This window comes from Streptomyces sp. IBSBF 3136 (assembly GCF_036815105.1).
In the GTDB taxonomy this organism is placed as follows: domain Bacteria; phylum Actinomycetota; class Actinomycetes; order Streptomycetales; family Streptomycetaceae; genus Streptomyces.
Map to the genome: position 1 here is coordinate 1 of NZ_JAJSZC010000213.1, position 13,694 is coordinate 13,694.

Annotated in this window: 16 protein-coding genes; 8 read left to right on the top strand and 8 right to left on the bottom strand. The window is 70.8% G+C overall.

Features of this window, described 5'->3' with window-relative positions; translation table 11 throughout:
* The 7 genes from V7E45_RS32190 to V7E45_RS32220 all read right to left on the bottom strand — a co-directional run.
* Window positions 1-716, bottom strand: a 716-nt coding sequence (locus V7E45_RS32190; RefSeq protein ID WP_443056309.1) for an ATP-binding protein, incomplete at its 3' end; no start/stop codon positions are given.
* Between the two features lie 167 nt (window positions 717-883).
* Window positions 884-1,261: a hypothetical protein gene (locus tag V7E45_RS32195; protein WP_333777769.1), complete on the bottom strand. Its 378-nt coding sequence runs from the start codon at window positions 1,259-1,261 to the stop codon at window positions 884-886.
* A gap of 263 nt (window positions 1,262-1,524) precedes the next feature.
* On the bottom strand, window positions 1,525-2,034 hold the full coding sequence (locus V7E45_RS32200) for a hypothetical protein (RefSeq protein ID WP_333777770.1): 510 nt from the start codon (window positions 2,032-2,034) through the stop codon (window positions 1,525-1,527).
* A 35-nt stretch (window positions 2,035-2,069) separates the two neighbouring features.
* Window positions 2,070-2,627 carry a thioredoxin family protein gene (locus V7E45_RS32205; protein WP_333777771.1) on the bottom strand — a complete coding sequence of 186 codons (558 nt, stop codon included), beginning with the start codon at window positions 2,625-2,627 and terminating at the stop codon, window positions 2,070-2,072.
* Between the two features lie 151 nt (window positions 2,628-2,778).
* Window positions 2,779-3,723 carry an SCO6745 family protein gene (locus tag V7E45_RS32210; protein WP_333777772.1) on the bottom strand — a complete coding sequence of 315 codons (945 nt, stop codon included), beginning with the start codon at window positions 3,721-3,723 and terminating at the stop codon, window positions 2,779-2,781.
* An 11-nt stretch (window positions 3,724-3,734) separates the two neighbouring features.
* A complete protein-coding gene (locus V7E45_RS32215) occupies window positions 3,735-4,859 on the bottom strand; it encodes a Ca2+-dependent phosphoinositide-specific phospholipase C (protein WP_333777773.1) in 1,125 nt (374 codons plus the stop codon).
* A gap of 81 nt (window positions 4,860-4,940) precedes the next feature.
* On the bottom strand, window positions 4,941-6,206 hold the full coding sequence (locus V7E45_RS32220; RefSeq protein ID WP_333777774.1) for an alkyl sulfatase dimerization domain-containing protein: 1,266 nt from the start codon (window positions 6,204-6,206) through the stop codon (window positions 4,941-4,943).
* Window positions 6,207-6,272: 66 nt separating this feature from the next.
* On the opposite strand from V7E45_RS32220, the gene V7E45_RS32225 reads away from it, so the two are divergent.
* The 7 genes from V7E45_RS32225 to V7E45_RS32255 all read left to right on the top strand — a co-directional run bounded on the left by V7E45_RS32225 (window position 6,273) and on the right by V7E45_RS32255 (window position 12,282).
* A complete protein-coding gene (locus tag V7E45_RS32225; RefSeq protein ID WP_333777775.1) occupies window positions 6,273-7,571 on the top strand; it encodes a PucR family transcriptional regulator in 1,299 nt (432 codons plus the stop codon).
* A gap of 58 nt (window positions 7,572-7,629) precedes the next feature.
* Entirely contained in the window at window positions 7,630-8,568 is a 939-nt protein-coding gene (locus tag V7E45_RS32230) for an ABC transporter ATP-binding protein (RefSeq protein ID WP_333777776.1), read from the top strand.
* The gene (locus V7E45_RS32235) at window positions 8,565-9,425 is read left to right on the top strand and encodes an ABC transporter permease (RefSeq protein ID WP_333777777.1); all 861 of its coding nucleotides are present in this window, start codon (window positions 8,565-8,567) and stop codon (window positions 9,423-9,425) included. The genes V7E45_RS32230 and V7E45_RS32235 overlap by 4 nt, the downstream gene beginning before the upstream one ends.
* Before the next feature lie 47 nt (window positions 9,426-9,472).
* Entirely contained in the window at window positions 9,473-10,762 is a 1,290-nt protein-coding gene (locus V7E45_RS32240) for a sensor histidine kinase (RefSeq protein WP_333777778.1), read from the top strand.
* On the top strand, window positions 10,759-11,427 hold the full coding sequence (locus tag V7E45_RS32245; protein ID WP_333777779.1) for a response regulator transcription factor: 669 nt from the start codon (window positions 10,759-10,761) through the stop codon (window positions 11,425-11,427). The genes V7E45_RS32240 and V7E45_RS32245 overlap by 4 nt, the downstream gene beginning before the upstream one ends.
* Window positions 11,428-11,533: 106 nt before the next feature.
* Complete coding sequence (locus V7E45_RS32250; RefSeq protein WP_333777780.1) at window positions 11,534-11,686, top strand: hypothetical protein; 153 nt, start codon at window positions 11,534-11,536, stop codon at window positions 11,684-11,686.
* A gap of 50 nt (window positions 11,687-11,736) precedes the next feature.
* Window positions 11,737-12,282: a GNAT family N-acetyltransferase gene (locus tag V7E45_RS32255; protein WP_333777781.1), complete on the top strand. Its 546-nt coding sequence runs from the start codon at window positions 11,737-11,739 to the stop codon at window positions 12,280-12,282.
* 46 nt (window positions 12,283-12,328) lie between these two features.
* Here V7E45_RS32255 and V7E45_RS32260 read toward each other — a convergent pair whose 3' ends face one another.
* Complete coding sequence (locus tag V7E45_RS32260) at window positions 12,329-12,775, bottom strand: VOC family protein (RefSeq protein WP_333777782.1); 447 nt, start codon at window positions 12,773-12,775, stop codon at window positions 12,329-12,331.
* Window positions 12,776-13,156: 381 nt separating this feature from the next.
* On the opposite strand from V7E45_RS32260, the gene V7E45_RS32265 reads away from it, so the two are divergent.
* Window positions 13,157-13,630, top strand: a complete 474-nt coding sequence (locus V7E45_RS32265) for a hypothetical protein (protein WP_333777783.1) — start codon at window positions 13,157-13,159, stop codon at window positions 13,628-13,630.
* Window positions 13,631-13,694 lie beyond the last annotated feature (64 nt).

The following is a 13,694-nucleotide window of genomic DNA, read 5'->3' on the forward strand; positions in this document are numbered from 1 at the left end:
GGGCCCGGGGGGCCGTCGTCCGATCGGGCGCGGACGGCGTCGAGCAGGGCTTCGGGGCGGTCGGCCAACCGGGCCGCGGTGAGGTCGAGATCGCCGCCGAGGACTTTCGCTGTTCGCTCGATGAGCTCGTCGAGCGGATGTGCGGTGGGCGTGAGGGCGACCACGGGCCAGCGGTCGGCGCCGGGCATCGGGAAGCCGCCGGGGCGCTGCAGTGCCGGGACGAGGCCGGCGTTCAGCAGGGAGGACTTGCCGGCGCCGGACGGGGCGACCAGCAACAGCGGTCCGCCGCCCAGGCGTTGGAAGACCCGCTCGACCAGCGCGGCCGTGGCCCGCTCCCGGCCGAAGAACCAGGCCGCGTCCTGCGGGGTGAACGCCGCCAGGCCGCGGTACGGGCAGGCGGCCGCACCGGTGTCGGCGGCCTGCCCGCCGTCCTCGGCCGGGGCGGTCTGCCGTACCAGCCGGAGCAACTCGCCCTCGGCGCGCAGAACGTGGTCGCACTGGCGGGCGACGTCCACGGTCGCCCGCTTGACGCCGGTCTCGATCTTGCTGAGATACCCCTTGCTGTAGTGGGTCTGGCGTGCGAGGTCGGCCAGCGACAGTCCGCGTTCCCGGCGCAGCCGTCTCAGCTGCGCGGGAAAGGACGGTGCCGCCTGTGCGGGGCTTTCCGGCTGGTCGGTCCGGTCGGCGCCCGTGTGTACGTGTTCCTGGTCCCCCAAGGCGTCCCCCCTGGCACCGGTCTGCCCGGATCGTGAGACGGCGGATGCCCAGGCTACTGCGGGGGTCTGACAGGGGCCTAAGACTTTCACCCGGAGTGGCGAAAACGGGACGGCCGGGACCGGCGTGGGCCGGTCCCGGCGGTCGCTCCCCCGTGGCGAAAGGTGCGCTACGGCCGGTTGAGGGTGATGGAGTTGATGGGCGTGAGGTCCGCGTAGGTCCACTGGTCCTGTGCGAGGGTCTCGACGCAGTTGGTGCCGCCGTAGTTCTTGCACAGGCTGGCACTGGCGCCGCCGTACTGGTTGTTGAGGACCCAGTGGTACCCGAACTGGTTGCTCAGGTTGTGGTAGCCGTAGGTGGTGTACTGGTTGGTCGGGTGCGGGTTGTCGAGGGGGTTGACGCCCTGGGGCCAGATGCACACGTTGCCGGACTGGCATCCGTACACCGTGGTGCTGCCGGCGGGCGCGGCCTGGGCGGCGCCGCTCATCGCCACCACTGCCGTGGCCGCGGTGGCGAACGCGGCGGCGGCGCTCAACATCTTGCGCATGTTTCCCCCTAGCGGGTCTCCTGCGTCGTCGCAGGCCGTGCTTCGAGCTGACGGGACCAGCCTGTCCGGGGCGGCTGCCAGGGGCGACGGGTTTCCTGTTGCCCGTCCGGGGGAGTACCGGGAAACCCGGTATGAGGTGCGGCTTCGCGGCTCGGCGGTCAACCGGCGGTTCCGTACCGGGCCACCGCCCGTACGGCTCGGTCGTGAGCGCCCTCTCACGACCGAGCCGTACGGGCATGGACCGGATGCTTCGAGGGGGTGGCCTACTCCGCCGGCCGGAGCTTCAACGGCACGGCACGGTCGCGTACCGGCAGCAGACAACCCTTGCGCTCGCTGCACGCCCCGTAGGTGAGGAACACCCGCGCACGATCACGGTCCGTGCCCTTCACCCGCCGCACGGGGAGCTCGAGGGTGACCCGGCCGTCCCGATAGACCGGCAGCCGCACGCCGAGACCCTCCGGGCGCAGCACGCGCTCCTCGGCGTCGGTGGTGGCCGGGCCCGTGGACCGCAGGGCCCCTTCCACACGGATGCGGCTCGGGATGCCGATCCCGTCGACACCGCCGTCGGGAAGGGCGAGGCTGTAGACGTGGAAGCCGGCCTGCTCGGGCCGCAGGTCGGCCAGGACCCGCAAGCCGTCGCCGCGGGACTCCACTCGGACCGACACGGTCACACCACCGTCCGAGAACGGCGCGGCCACGGCCGTGGGACCGCTCTCGGGCACCCCCGCACAGCCCGTGAGAGCGATGACAGCGGTCGCCAGCACGAGCGCCACGCTCGTGTTCGCTCCATCTCCTCGGAGCCGGGCGACTATGCCCATCGCTTCAGGAACTCCTCGACCTGGTCGGCCGACATGGTGCGCGCGTTGGAGAACTCGCCCTGGTTCGTGGCCACCTTGACCCGGCCGGAGGCGGAGTCGAGGACGACCAGCGCCGGTATACCGCTCGTCCGCAGGTTCACATAGCGCGCGGCCACGTCCAGGTTGCGATCGAACTCGCCGACGTCGACGGTCACGACGTGGTACTTCGCGAGCGACGCGGACGGGCCGGGCTGCCCGAAGCGCGCGCCCAGGACCCGGCAGTCCAGACACCAGTCGGCGCCGAAATCGATGAGCACGGGACGCCCGTCCTTCTTCGCCGCCGTGAGGGCGGCCTTGATGTCCGCCGCGGCGTGTGCGTGCGGGTCGTAGCCGTGCGCGGGCTTCGCGGGCGCGGCGGAAGCCGTCGACGTGGCAGGAGGCGTCGACCGGGTGTCGGGAGCAGCGGCGGTGCTTTCGTGGGAAGCGGCCGGCGAACCGGCACAACCGGTGAGTGCCAGCAGAGCGATTCCGGCCAACTGCAGCGTGGCCGGGAACAGGTGACGTCTCACGTGACTCCTCGTCGTCTCCCCGTCAAAGCCGGCCCCTTGCCCGCCTTGAGGTCGTTGTCATCCGCGGCCTCTTCGGACGCTGATGCGCACAGGTGATCCAATCACGCGCTCGACGGGCGGGCACACCGGGTTCTGAGCACTCGAAGGAGCGTCACCTCCCTTCGCTCTCCTCGGGGCTCCGGTACCGTTCCCGCACCCGTGAAGCAGGCTGGTAGTTCGGTCCCGCGGTCTTGTCCACGCGTGCGAGCAGCAGTTCACAGGCGGGTTCGAGGCGCTCCGCGAACCTCACGGAGAAGCCCCTGCCGAGCAACTGCCATGGCAGGACCGCCAACTCGTCCGTGGCGTCCTCCAGTTGCTGACGCAGCCGTAGAGCGTTGGGAAGGACCCTGCGCTCGGCCGCGAATCCCTTCCGGGCCAGGCTGTCCCAGCCTTCGTCGATCTCCGTCTCCGTCTGCCCCCGGGATCTGCTCAGCCAGTCGTCCTCGTACCCCAGCCATGCGTTGTGGACGATCGACGCCTCCGAGGACGTCAGACCGGCCGCCGCCAGCAATGCCCAGTGCGTGTCGCCCCGCCATTCGCGGATCGCGTTCACGGCGTGCCAGCCCGACAGCAGGGGGTTCGGCGGACGGGGCATGGACACGGTCGCACCGAACAACACCCGGCCCAGCCTGGGCAGGCGGTCGACGGCGGACCACAGCGCCGGCCCCATCTCCACCAGCGGGTCGACGATGCCGGGCGCGTACCGGCGCAGCCCCTCGTCGACAGCCTCGTCCCGCGCCTGCCAGAAGTCACGGAAGGCGGCCGCATCGCCCTTCAGAAGGTCAAACGTCAGGGCGATGCCGGCCGAGCTGATGGAGCCGAACGCGGCCGTCAGCGCCTCGGCCCCGGCAGGGGCGAGTGGCGCTCCACGGGAAGCGATGTAACCGAGCGGCCCTGGGAGGCCACGCGCCTCGTACCGCGCCACGGCACCGGGGTCCCAGAAGATCCATCCGACGGTGGTCTGCACGGAGCGGGCGTTCCGGCGGCTCGTCTCCTGCCAATCATGCTCCTCGCCGTCCGTCGGCCTGCCGTGCCGTCGATCGAATGGTGTCGTCATTTCCTGCCCTGTCAGCAGTTCCGGGACCAAAGGGTGTACGCACCGGGAGTGTTCACCCAGTCGAAGGTGGTGGCGCTGGAGTGGCCCTGCTGGGCCAGGTACTGGACGCGTTGGGCCGCGGCGGCGGGGGCGGGGTGGGTGTCGTCCAGTGCGGGGGCGACGCTCTCCGCCGAGCCTTCGACGGTGAGGTAGTGGTTGCGGCAGTACCACGACAGGGCGTAGCCGTCGTTCAGCCAGCGGGTTGCCTGGGTGTCGAAGATGACGAACCAGGGACGCAGGGCGGCCGGATGGACGAGGCGCGGGTCGCCGTTCGGACTCGGTCTGGTCATGGCGGGCCACATCGAGGCCTCTTCGAGCCGGCCGGCAGCGGAGAGGTCGGCCACGTGCTGGGCGTATTCCTGTTCGGTGGAGAGATTGTCCAGCTTGTAGTCCGCGAGCCTGTTCTCGATGGTGCCGGTGATCGGGAAGACGATGAACTTTCCGCGGAGCTGGTTCCAGGTGGGCCAGGCTCCGGCCTGGGCCGCGACGTCGAGGGTCGGGTAGGTGGTGCCCAGCATGTCCGCGGGTGTGAAGAGGTTCCCGGAACCGAGGTGTTTGGCCACCAGTTGGTCGAGCTGGGCCGGACCCATCCCGGCGTTGGAACGGAATCCCCATTTGAGTTCGAGCTTGACGTAGACGGGGTCGTGCCGGGGATGGGCGTCGCTCCAGGTCCTGAGGTCGTCGAGGCAGGTTCTGAGGCTGCCGTTCTGCCACGTGGTCCTGAAGGCGCCCGAACCCGTGGTGTAGGTGCAGTTGTTGTCGTTGACCAGGGGATCGGAGTGGCTGACGATCCACCCGCCGGGATTGCCGTACGTGCTGTACGCGTCGATCTCCAAGAGGTGCGCTCCGAGGTCGAGCCCGCTGGTGATCGACTTCGACTTGCCCTTGTCGTAGGCGTTGTGGAGTCCGGACACGGAGACCTCGTTCAAGGGGACACTGTCGAAGGCCGATGTGTCACCGGTCCGGTCGGCGGCCACCGCGGCGGCGTGGCCGGGTGCTGCGGAGACCCAGGGCGAGGCCGAGCCGAGGAGGACGGTGGCGGCGACGGCGCATGCTCTGCGGCGCCATGGACGGGCCTGTGCTCGGGCGGATGGCATCGGGCTCCTGATATCTGGATGAGTGGTCGGGGTGTGCCCCGGCAGGAGGGTGTGATCGGCCTGGGGCCGGCCGTGCGGGGTTCAGGGCTTGTCGACGCACCGTGCTCGTGATTCGGTTGCGGCCCAGGCGAAGATGGACCGGGCCATCAGGGAGGACTCGGAGTCGGCGCGGGCCTGGTTGATCTCCGCGCGTACGGCGTGCAGCGTGGCGTCGTCGGGAGCCGCCTGTACGGCGAACTCCGCGAGGTGTCCGGCGATCCGCAGCTCGTTTGCGTCGGCGTAGCGCCGAGCCGCATCCGACAGGGCGACGGCACCCCCGGCGAGTTCCGCCAGCGCGGTCGCGAGTCCGCTCTCGGGAGCCGGTTTGAGATGCGCGGGGTTGCCGTCGTACCACCCGGCGTAGCGCCGCCACAGGTTGCGCACGATGAACTCGGGTTCGTCGTACTTGGCTTGCAGGTAGACGCGGTCGGCCAGATGAGCGGGCGGACGCACGCAGTGGACCAGTTCGTCCAGCCGCGCACCGGAGTTGAGTCCGTCCAGCGTCTGCTGGACCAGGCTCTCCAGCCACTCCGCGGTCTCGGTGAGCGCCTGGCGGATCCGGTCGGCGCCGAACACCGGTGCTCCGTGCGAGGGCAGCATGATCCGCGCGTCCAGGGCCGCCATGCGGCGCAGTGCGAGCGCCCACTCACGCGGATAGCGCTGCACCTTCTGCGGATTGCCGCAGTTGGGGCTCAACCAGATGAACATGTCACCGGGGCACAGGATGCGGTGTTCGGGGATCCAGGCGACGGTCGCGTCATCGGTCTCGCCCTCGACGTGGAAGAGCTCGAGGGTCAGCTCGCCCCGCGTCAGGGTGATCGCCTCGCGGTACGTCAGGTCGGGCCTGCGGTACTCGGTCGGCCAGGTCAGGTCCGGCGCCTGGAACTGCCGCTGATTGACGACCGTGTTGTAGCCGTTCGTCAGCAGGTAGCGGTCGAACCTTTCCCCTACTCTCTCGTGGGCGAGCACGGTCGGGCGTGGCGCGTCCTCCGCGTCGAAGGGGCCCATGCCGAAGACGTGATCGATGTGACCGTGGGAGAAGACGGCGGTGGTCACCGGTAGTCGACTCCAGGCGCGGACGGCCTGGTGGAGTCTGCCCGCGGCCAGCGGATTGCCGGTGTCGAACAGGATGACCTCGTCGTCCGTGCGGAAGGTGATGACGTTGCCGAAGCCGGGGTACCAGCCCACGCCGTCGACCACCTCGATGACGCCGGCGCCGGCCTGCCCGGCATGGACGATGCTGTCGTCGACGGCGCCGTGCCAGACCTGGTCCGCGTAGTCGGTGAGGGAGAAGCGCATGGTGCCCATGGCACCGTGAACGCGAGCATGCGGCAATCGGCCGCGGGGCCACCGACGGCTCCCTACTGTTGTGACATGTCACAACCAGACACGGCACGGGACGGCGCCGTCCGGCTGGCCGCACGCCTCGAGCCGCGGGTCAATCACCTGGCCAGGGTCATCGTGGAACGGCAACGGGCCGAGATACCCGGCTTCGATCTCCTCCCTGACGAGATGCGGGACGTGGAGATCGCGGCAACGGCCCGCCACGCGTTACGTGGGTTCCTCCGCCATGTGCGAGGCCTGCCGGACATCGATATCGGGGTGTTCCGGGAACGCGCGGCCGAGCGAGCCGAGGAAGGGCTGCCCCTGGTGCAGTTGCTCAGGGGTTACCACGTCGGCGCCGAGGTGGTGCTCGACACGCTGAGCGAGCTGGCCCGCCCTGGCGAGCAAGCGGCGTTGCAGGCGTTGACCCGGATACAGCTCAGAGCGCTCCAGGCCGTCGTGGAGAACGTCACCGAGGCATACCTCACGGGTCTCGCCGACCAGCAGGGGCCGGCACGGGAGTTGGCCCGTGCGCTGGTACGCGGCGACGCGCCCGCCGAGGTCGCCGCCCGCTACGGGTTGTCCCTTGAATCCGGGTACCTCGTGCTCAGCGTGCGGACCTTGGCGCCACAGACGCCGTTGGCGGCACGCAGGTTGCTGCGCTGGGCGCTCGCCCGGCTCGCGCCGCTGGCCGAGGGCCGCGTTCTCGGCCTGCCGGAGGAAGGCGGCGGCTGCGTCCTGTTGCCCTCCCGGATCGCACCCGACGCCGTGGCCGAGCAACTCTCCTCCTGCCGCACGACGGCGCCGATCGTGGGCGCCGCGACCGCGGACTCCCCGGACGGCGTTCCGGCGGCGGCCGACCGGGCACGCCGCATCGCGGCCGTGGCAGCCGCCCCGGGGGTGCACCGGTTGCGGGACGTGCTCCTCGAATACCACGTGGCGGCAGCCACGGACAGCGCACCCGAACTGGGCGCCCTGCTGGAACCGCTGGTCCGCCGACCCGGCCTGACCGCGACCGTGGCCGCCTTCCTCGACTGCGACTTCGACCGCCGCCGAACGGCTCAAGCACTCGACGTGCACCCGAACACGGTCGACAACCGTCTCAGTCGCGTGACCGAGTTGACCGGCGTCGACCCGCGCACCGCCCGCGGCGTCCAGCTCCTCGGCGCCGCACTGACCCTGCACCGGATGGCCCCGCCGGGACCACCGCAGGCCGTGGCAGCGCGTCCTCGTGACGCGACCTCGCCGTCCGACACTCACGCCCGCGCGCCGGGTCGTAGTACCCCGGTACCACCTGACCTGCACTCTTCAGCCCCCGGTACCACCGGATCCGGCGGATCACGGGCCTAGCGTGGCGGGTGAGGAGTTCGGGTGTGCCGGGCGCCGTGGTCCGAGAGAGAGAACGCGAATGATCGAGGCACAGCAACTCACCAAGAGGTACGGGGAGAAGACAGCCGTCGACGGTCTGGACTTCACCGTGAAGCCGGGCTCGGTGACCGGATTCCTCGGTCCCAACGGTGCGGGCAAGTCCACGACGATGCGCATGATCGTCGGACTGGACGCACCGACGAGCGGCTCCGTCACGGTGAACGGCCACCGCTACGCCCGTCACCAGGCGCCGCTGCAGGAGGTCGGGGCGCTCCTTGAGGCCAAGTCGATCCATCCGGGCCGCTCGGCGTACAACCACCTCCGTGCGCTCGCGCTGACCCACGGCATTCCGAGCCGCCGGGTCGACGAGGTCGTCGAGCTGGCCGGTCTCGGCAGCGTCGCCGGGAAGCGGGCGGGCGCGTTCTCCCTCGGCATGGGACAGCGGCTCGGCATCGCGGCGGCCCTGCTCGGCGACCCGCAGACGGTGATGCTCGACGAGCCCGTCAACGGCCTGGACCCCGAGGGCGTCCTCTGGATCCGCAACCTGCTCACGTCCCTCGCGGCCGAGGGGCGCACCGTGTTCGTCTCCTCGCACCTGATGAGCGAGGTGTCCCTGGTGGCGGATCACCTGATCATCGTCGGCCGGGGGCGGCTGCTGGCCGACACGACCGTGCGGGATCTGGTGCGCGAGGCCGGCGGCGACACCGTGAAGGTCGCGACGAACGACCCCGCGCGGCTGCGGGACGCGCTGGCCGGGCCCGGCGTGGACATCACCGGCCGCGTCGGCACCGAGGAACTCCAGGTGACCGGGATGTCCGCCCGGGAGATCGGGCTGAAGGCGGCCGAGCACGGGATTCCCCTGTTCGAGCTGACCAGCAAGGCGGTGTCGCTGGAGGAGGCCTTCATGGAACTGACCAGGGACGCCGTGGAGTACCACGGCTCCACGACCGGCATCGAGACCTCCGGGAGCGCGGCATGAGCACCCTTACGGCAGACCCCGAGACCCCCGGGTCCCCCGAGACCGCCCCAGCCACTTCGGCCCGGCCCGTCTACCGGGTGACCGGACGGCGCGTCCTGGCCTCCGAGTGGGCCAAGCTCTGGTCGCTGCGCTCCACCTGGATCACCCTCGGCCTCGGCCTTCTGTTCCTCATCGCCTTCGGCATCATCGCCGCGAGTCACTACAAGTCCGATCTCGACTCCGGCCGACACCTGGACCGCGACTTCGCCTCCTCGACGGCCGTGAGCCTGTCCCTGTTCGGTACGAACTTCGCACAGCTCGCCCTGGGCGTGCTCGGCGTGCTGGTCACGGCGGGTGAGTACTCCACCGGAATGATCCGCTCGACCCTCGCGGCCGTGCCGCGCAGACTGCCCGTGCTGTGGTCGAAGGCGGCGGTGTACGGGCTGGTCGCCCTGCTGGTCGCCACCGTCGGCGCGTTCGTCGCCTTTCTCGTCGGCAGCCGGATCGTCGCCGGCACACCCGGCGCCATGGGCCTCGGCCACGCCGGCGTCGTGCGCAGTCTGCTGGGCGCCGGGCTCTACCTCGGCCTGGTCGGCGTGATCGGCACCGCCCTGGGCGCGCTGCTGCGGTCCGTCGCCGGCGGCATCTCGGTCCTGGTCGCCGCCCTCATGCTGGTGCCCGGGCTGGTCTCCCTGCTGCCCACGTCCTGGCAGGGCCACATCGACCCCTACCTGCCCAGCCACGCCGGCGAGTCGATCTTCGCACTGACCCATGACTCGACCACCCTGTCGCCCTCCGCCGGGCTCCTGGTCTTCCTCGCCTGGACGGCACTGGCGCTGGCAGGGGCGGCCTACCGGCTGCTGCGCAGCGACGTCTGAGCGACGGCATCCGCATCATGGGCGCGCATCATGGGCGGGTGAGTTCCATGACCAACGATGATCTCAGCGGGATGGGGCCGCTGGTCGCCCGGCTCGGCCGGATCGGCCAGCGGCTCCGGAACGCCGACCAGGCCCGCCCGTGGGTGCTCGACACCGCGGTGGTGGTCCTGGTCTTCGTGCTGTTCTGCCTGCCCGACCTCCTGCACGCGATCGGCGGGGACGGTGACGGCGACGGCCCGCGCCGATTCCGACTGGCGTTCACCCAGTTGCCGGTGGCGGCCATGCCGGCGCTGCAGGCCGGGCTGGTGCTGCCGCTGCTGTGGCGGCGCCGGGCGCCCGCTGTCGCCTTCGGCGCCGTCACGGCCGTCTCCGTCCTCCAGTGGTCCCTCGGAGCCGCACTCCGCGCGGACGTCGCCCTCTTCGTCGCCCTGTACAGCCTGGCCCTGCACGGGCGGCTACGACAGCTGCCGTGGGCGTGCGCGGTCACGGCGGGCGCGCTCGGCCTGGTCGCGGCGCGGGTGTCGGCGGCGGTGTCCGTCTGGGACGCGCTGTTCTTCCTGCTCAGCACGGCGACCGCGGCCCTCGCGCTCGGCCTCATGATCCGCATCCGGCGAGCCCAGCTCGCCGTACTACGCGACCGCGCGGCACGGCTGGAGGTCGAGCGCGACCAGCGAGGCAGGCTCGCCGTAGCCGCGGAGCGGACGCGGGTGGCCCGCGAGATGCACGACATCGTCGGCCACAACCTGTCCGTCATCATCACTCTCGCCGACGCGGGCGCCTACGCCACCGCCTCCGCACCCGAACGGGGCGAGGAAGCACTGCGCCTCATCGGGGGCACCGGCCGCCAGGCGCTGAGCGAACTGCGCCGGGTGCTCGGCGTGCTGCGCGAGGCGGACGGCCCGCGCACCGAGCCCGAACTGAGCCCGCAGCCGGGCCTCTCCGACGTCGACGCGCTGTGCGAGGGGGTACGCGCAGCCGGCCTGGAGGTCGTCTACCGTGTCGCCGGTGACGTCGACGCCCTCGACAGCGGAGTACAGCTCACGGTCTACCGCATCGTGCAGGAGGCCCTGACCAACGCCCTGAAACACGCCGGTGCGGGCACCCGTGCGAACCTGTCGATCGTCGTGGAGGACACACGGCTGACGATCACCGTCCAGGACTTCGGCCCACCCTCACCGGCCGAACGCCCGGGCACCGCGAACGAGGAAGGACACGGCCTGGTGGGCATGCGGGAACGAGCCGCTCTCTACGGCGGTCACGTCACCACGGGACCGGCCGGCCCAGGATGGGCGGTGCGCGCCACCCTCGACCTGGCTCCCCAGGGCGGCGCCCGGTGACCACCGTGCTCATCGTCGACGACCAGCCGCTCCAGCGCTACGGCTTTCGCATGCTGCTGGACTCCGTACCCGAGATCGAGGTGGTCGGCGAGGCCGCACACGGGGCCGAAGCCGTGCGTAAGACGGCCGAGCTCCGCCCGGACGTCGTCCTCATGGACGTACGCATGCCCGGTATGGACGGCATCGAGGCCACGCGCCGCATCGCAGCCGCCGGCGACCGCTCCCGGGTCCTGGTGCTCACCACGTTCGACCTGGACGAGTACGTCCACGCGGCCCTGCGCGCCGGAGCCAGCGGCTTCCTCCTCAAGGACGCCCGGCCGGAGGAACTTCTCGCCGGGATCCGCGCCGTGGCGGTAGGCGACGCGGTGATCGCACCCGCACTCACCCGTCGCCTGCTGCACGAGTTCGCCCGGCTCGTACCGCCTCCGGACGGCGGCGCGGCACAGGATCCGCGCCTGAACGCCCTCACCGACCGCGAACGCGAGATCCTCGTCGCCATCGGCAAAGGCTGGACCAACGGCGAGATCGCCGCGCGTTTCGTGCTCGCGGAGTCCACGGTGAAGACCCACGTCGGTCGAGTCCTGTCCAAGATCGGCGCCCGCGACCGCATCCAGGCGGTGATCTTCGCCTACGACCACGGCCTGGCCCGGCCACAGGCGGGGTGAGCCGAGGTCTGGGACACAGCGGGCCTGCTCCATGCCCCGTGGCCTGGCGATGACAGCGGCGACAGGGGCGGCGACGCCTCCCGCAGGGGGAGACAGGCGCGCCCTCATGGGACAGCCACGCGCGGCCTCCGACGCGCCGGCACTGAGGCTGTACGAGCGTCTCGGGTTCACCCTGATCGTCACGTTTCCCGGCGCGTTCCGGCATCCAGCCCTGGGCCCCGTCGGCCTGCATGTCATGTTCCACGACCTGGACTCGTGACCTCCCGGATATCCTGCCTCGTCGTGAACAGGCCAGGGAGGTCCTCAACCATGAGCAGCGCCACGTCGTCCTTTCCCGAGCGGATCGAGCTCTCGGGGGAGGGGCTCATACTCCGGGACTGGACGGAGGCGGACCTGGCCGCGATGCCGGAGCTGTTCGACCACCCGGACATCGCCTACTGGACACCCATCGTCTCCCCCTTCGACGAAGCGGCCGCTCTCGCCCGGTTGGACCGGGACCGGCAGTTGCGGGCGGACGGCACGACGATCCTGCTCGCCGTCACCGTCGACGGCGGCGCACCACTCGGCGAGGTGATGCTGCGGCGCGATTTCGAGGGCGTGGTGGAGCTCGGCTACGCGATCGGTCCGACGCACCGCGGCCAAGGGCTGGCGGCCCGGGCGGTACGGGTGATGGCCGCGTACGCCTTCCAGCAGTTGGGCGCGCGGCAGGCGATCCTGGAGCTGGAGGCCGAGAACGCCGCCAGCGTCGCCGTGGCCACCAAGGCGGGCTTCCGACTGCTCGACCGGCCGCTGATCACGGGCGAGGAGAAGGGGCGGCCCTTTGCCCTGCAGACGTGGGGTCTGAATCGCCCCTGAGGTAACCGCCTTGCGTGACCGCGAGGCCGATCGACCCGGACGGCCGTCAGTTCTTCTTCAGCTCCTCGGCGAGCATCACCAGGATGCCGCTGGGACCGCGGAGGTAGGTGAGCTTGTAGACGTCCTCATACGTCGCCACGCCGCGCAGCGGACGGCATCCGTGCTTGGCGGCTGTCTCAAGGGCTGCGTCGATGTCGTCGACCGAGAAGGCGACGCGGTGCATGCCGATCTCGTTGGGAAGGGTGGGCTGCGACTCGATCGCCTCGGGGTGGATGTACTCGAAGAGTTCCAGGCGGCCGTGGCCGTCCGGCGTCTGGAGCATCGCGATCTTGGCGTGATTGCCATCAAGGCCGACGGCGGTGTCGGTCCACTCACCACTGACCGTGTCGCGGCCGATGACCGTAAGGCCGAGGTCGGTGAAAAAGGAGATCGCTGCTTCGATGTCACGAACGGCGATACCGACGTTCTCAAGTTTGATGGCCACGCGTCGCATGCTACCGAGCAGGACCGATCGCTTGCTTCCGGCAGGGACGCAGTCACGGGAACCTGAGCGCCGACGAGGCGCTCGTCGCGGGAAGTGTCTCAGCACAGAATGCCCATACGAGAGGGGCGACGACAGTCACACATACCGCGTCGTGCCGGCGTGTGGCCGTAGCCGGGTGTGGGTGAGCAGGGCGAACCGCACGTTCGCGCCGAGATCGCAGCGATCCACGGGCTTCGCCTCAGCCAGTAGCGGGCAAAACATCCGCCACCTACCGTGAACTGCACTTGCGGTTGTGTCAGAAGTGGTCGGTCTGACAAGGCGGTTCTGCGCGGTGTGCACGTGGTGTGGCCGAAGGCGTTTGCGGGCCGGGGGAGGGGCAACGCGCAGTCCATGACTGAACCGAAATCCGAGACGAACGACAAACAGGCCGCTTCTCGTGGAGCCGCCGAGAAGGCGCGGCGTGCCGCCGACAAGGCGACCGCGCCGGCCGCCGGGGCCGTAAAGGACGCCGCTGGCAAGGCGGATGATGCCACGTCGGCCGCGAAGTCGGCAGCCGTCTCCGGGGCCGAGCGCTCGGCCGAGACGGTGGGCTCGGCGGCGCAGGGTATGGCTCGTGCGGCTGAGGCGGGCCGTCAGGCGCTGGTGGCGACGACCGGGCAGGTTGCGGCGACGACCAGGGCGGCTACCGGACAGGTCGCGGCGACCGCGAAGACGGCTGTCGCGGTGATCGCTCACCGTAAGCTGATCGCTGCCGGTGTCGGTGCGGGTGTGACCGCGCTGACGGCCGTCTCCTACGCGGCGGGTCGCCGTTCGGGCCGTCACAGCTTCGGCCCGATCACCCGGCTGACCGGTGGCCGTATCTGACGCGGTACGTGGGGGGGGGCGCCCGGGCCCCCCCCCCCCGGCCCCCCCCCCCCCCCCCCCCCGC

What these genes read in the sequence shown, in the direction of transcription:
- V7E45_RS32195 (WP_333777769.1), bottom strand. Translation starts at nt 1,261, where the DNA reads ATGCGCAAGATGTTGAGCGCCGCCGCCGCGTTCGCCACCGCGGCCACG.
- V7E45_RS32230 (WP_333777776.1), top strand. Translation starts at nt 7,630, where the DNA reads ATGATCGAGGCACAGCAACTCACCAAGAGGTACGGGGAGAAGACAGCC.
- V7E45_RS32235 (WP_333777777.1), top strand. Translation starts at nt 8,565, where the DNA reads ATGAGCACCCTTACGGCAGACCCCGAGACCCCCGGGTCCCCCGAGACC.
- V7E45_RS32215 (WP_333777773.1), bottom strand. Translation starts at nt 4,859, where the DNA reads ATGCCATCCGCCCGAGCACAGGCCCGTCCATGGCGCCGCAGAGCATGC.
- V7E45_RS32210 (WP_333777772.1), bottom strand. Translation starts at nt 3,723, where the DNA reads ATGACGACACCATTCGATCGACGGCACGGCAGGCCGACGGACGGCGAG.
- V7E45_RS32250 (WP_333777780.1), top strand. Translation starts at nt 11,534, where the DNA reads ATGGGACAGCCACGCGCGGCCTCCGACGCGCCGGCACTGAGGCTGTAC.
- V7E45_RS32255 (WP_333777781.1), top strand. Translation starts at nt 11,737, where the DNA reads ATGAGCAGCGCCACGTCGTCCTTTCCCGAGCGGATCGAGCTCTCGGGG.
- V7E45_RS32225 (WP_333777775.1), top strand. Translation starts at nt 6,273, where the DNA reads ATGTCACAACCAGACACGGCACGGGACGGCGCCGTCCGGCTGGCCGCA.
- V7E45_RS32260 (WP_333777782.1), bottom strand. Translation starts at nt 12,775, where the DNA reads ATGCGACGCGTGGCCATCAAACTTGAGAACGTCGGTATCGCCGTTCGT.
- V7E45_RS32220 (WP_333777774.1), bottom strand. Translation starts at nt 6,206, where the DNA reads ATGGGCACCATGCGCTTCTCCCTCACCGACTACGCGGACCAGGTCTGG.
- V7E45_RS32265 (WP_333777783.1), top strand. Translation starts at nt 13,157, where the DNA reads ATGACTGAACCGAAATCCGAGACGAACGACAAACAGGCCGCTTCTCGT.
- V7E45_RS32240 (WP_333777778.1), top strand. Translation starts at nt 9,473, where the DNA reads ATGACCAACGATGATCTCAGCGGGATGGGGCCGCTGGTCGCCCGGCTC.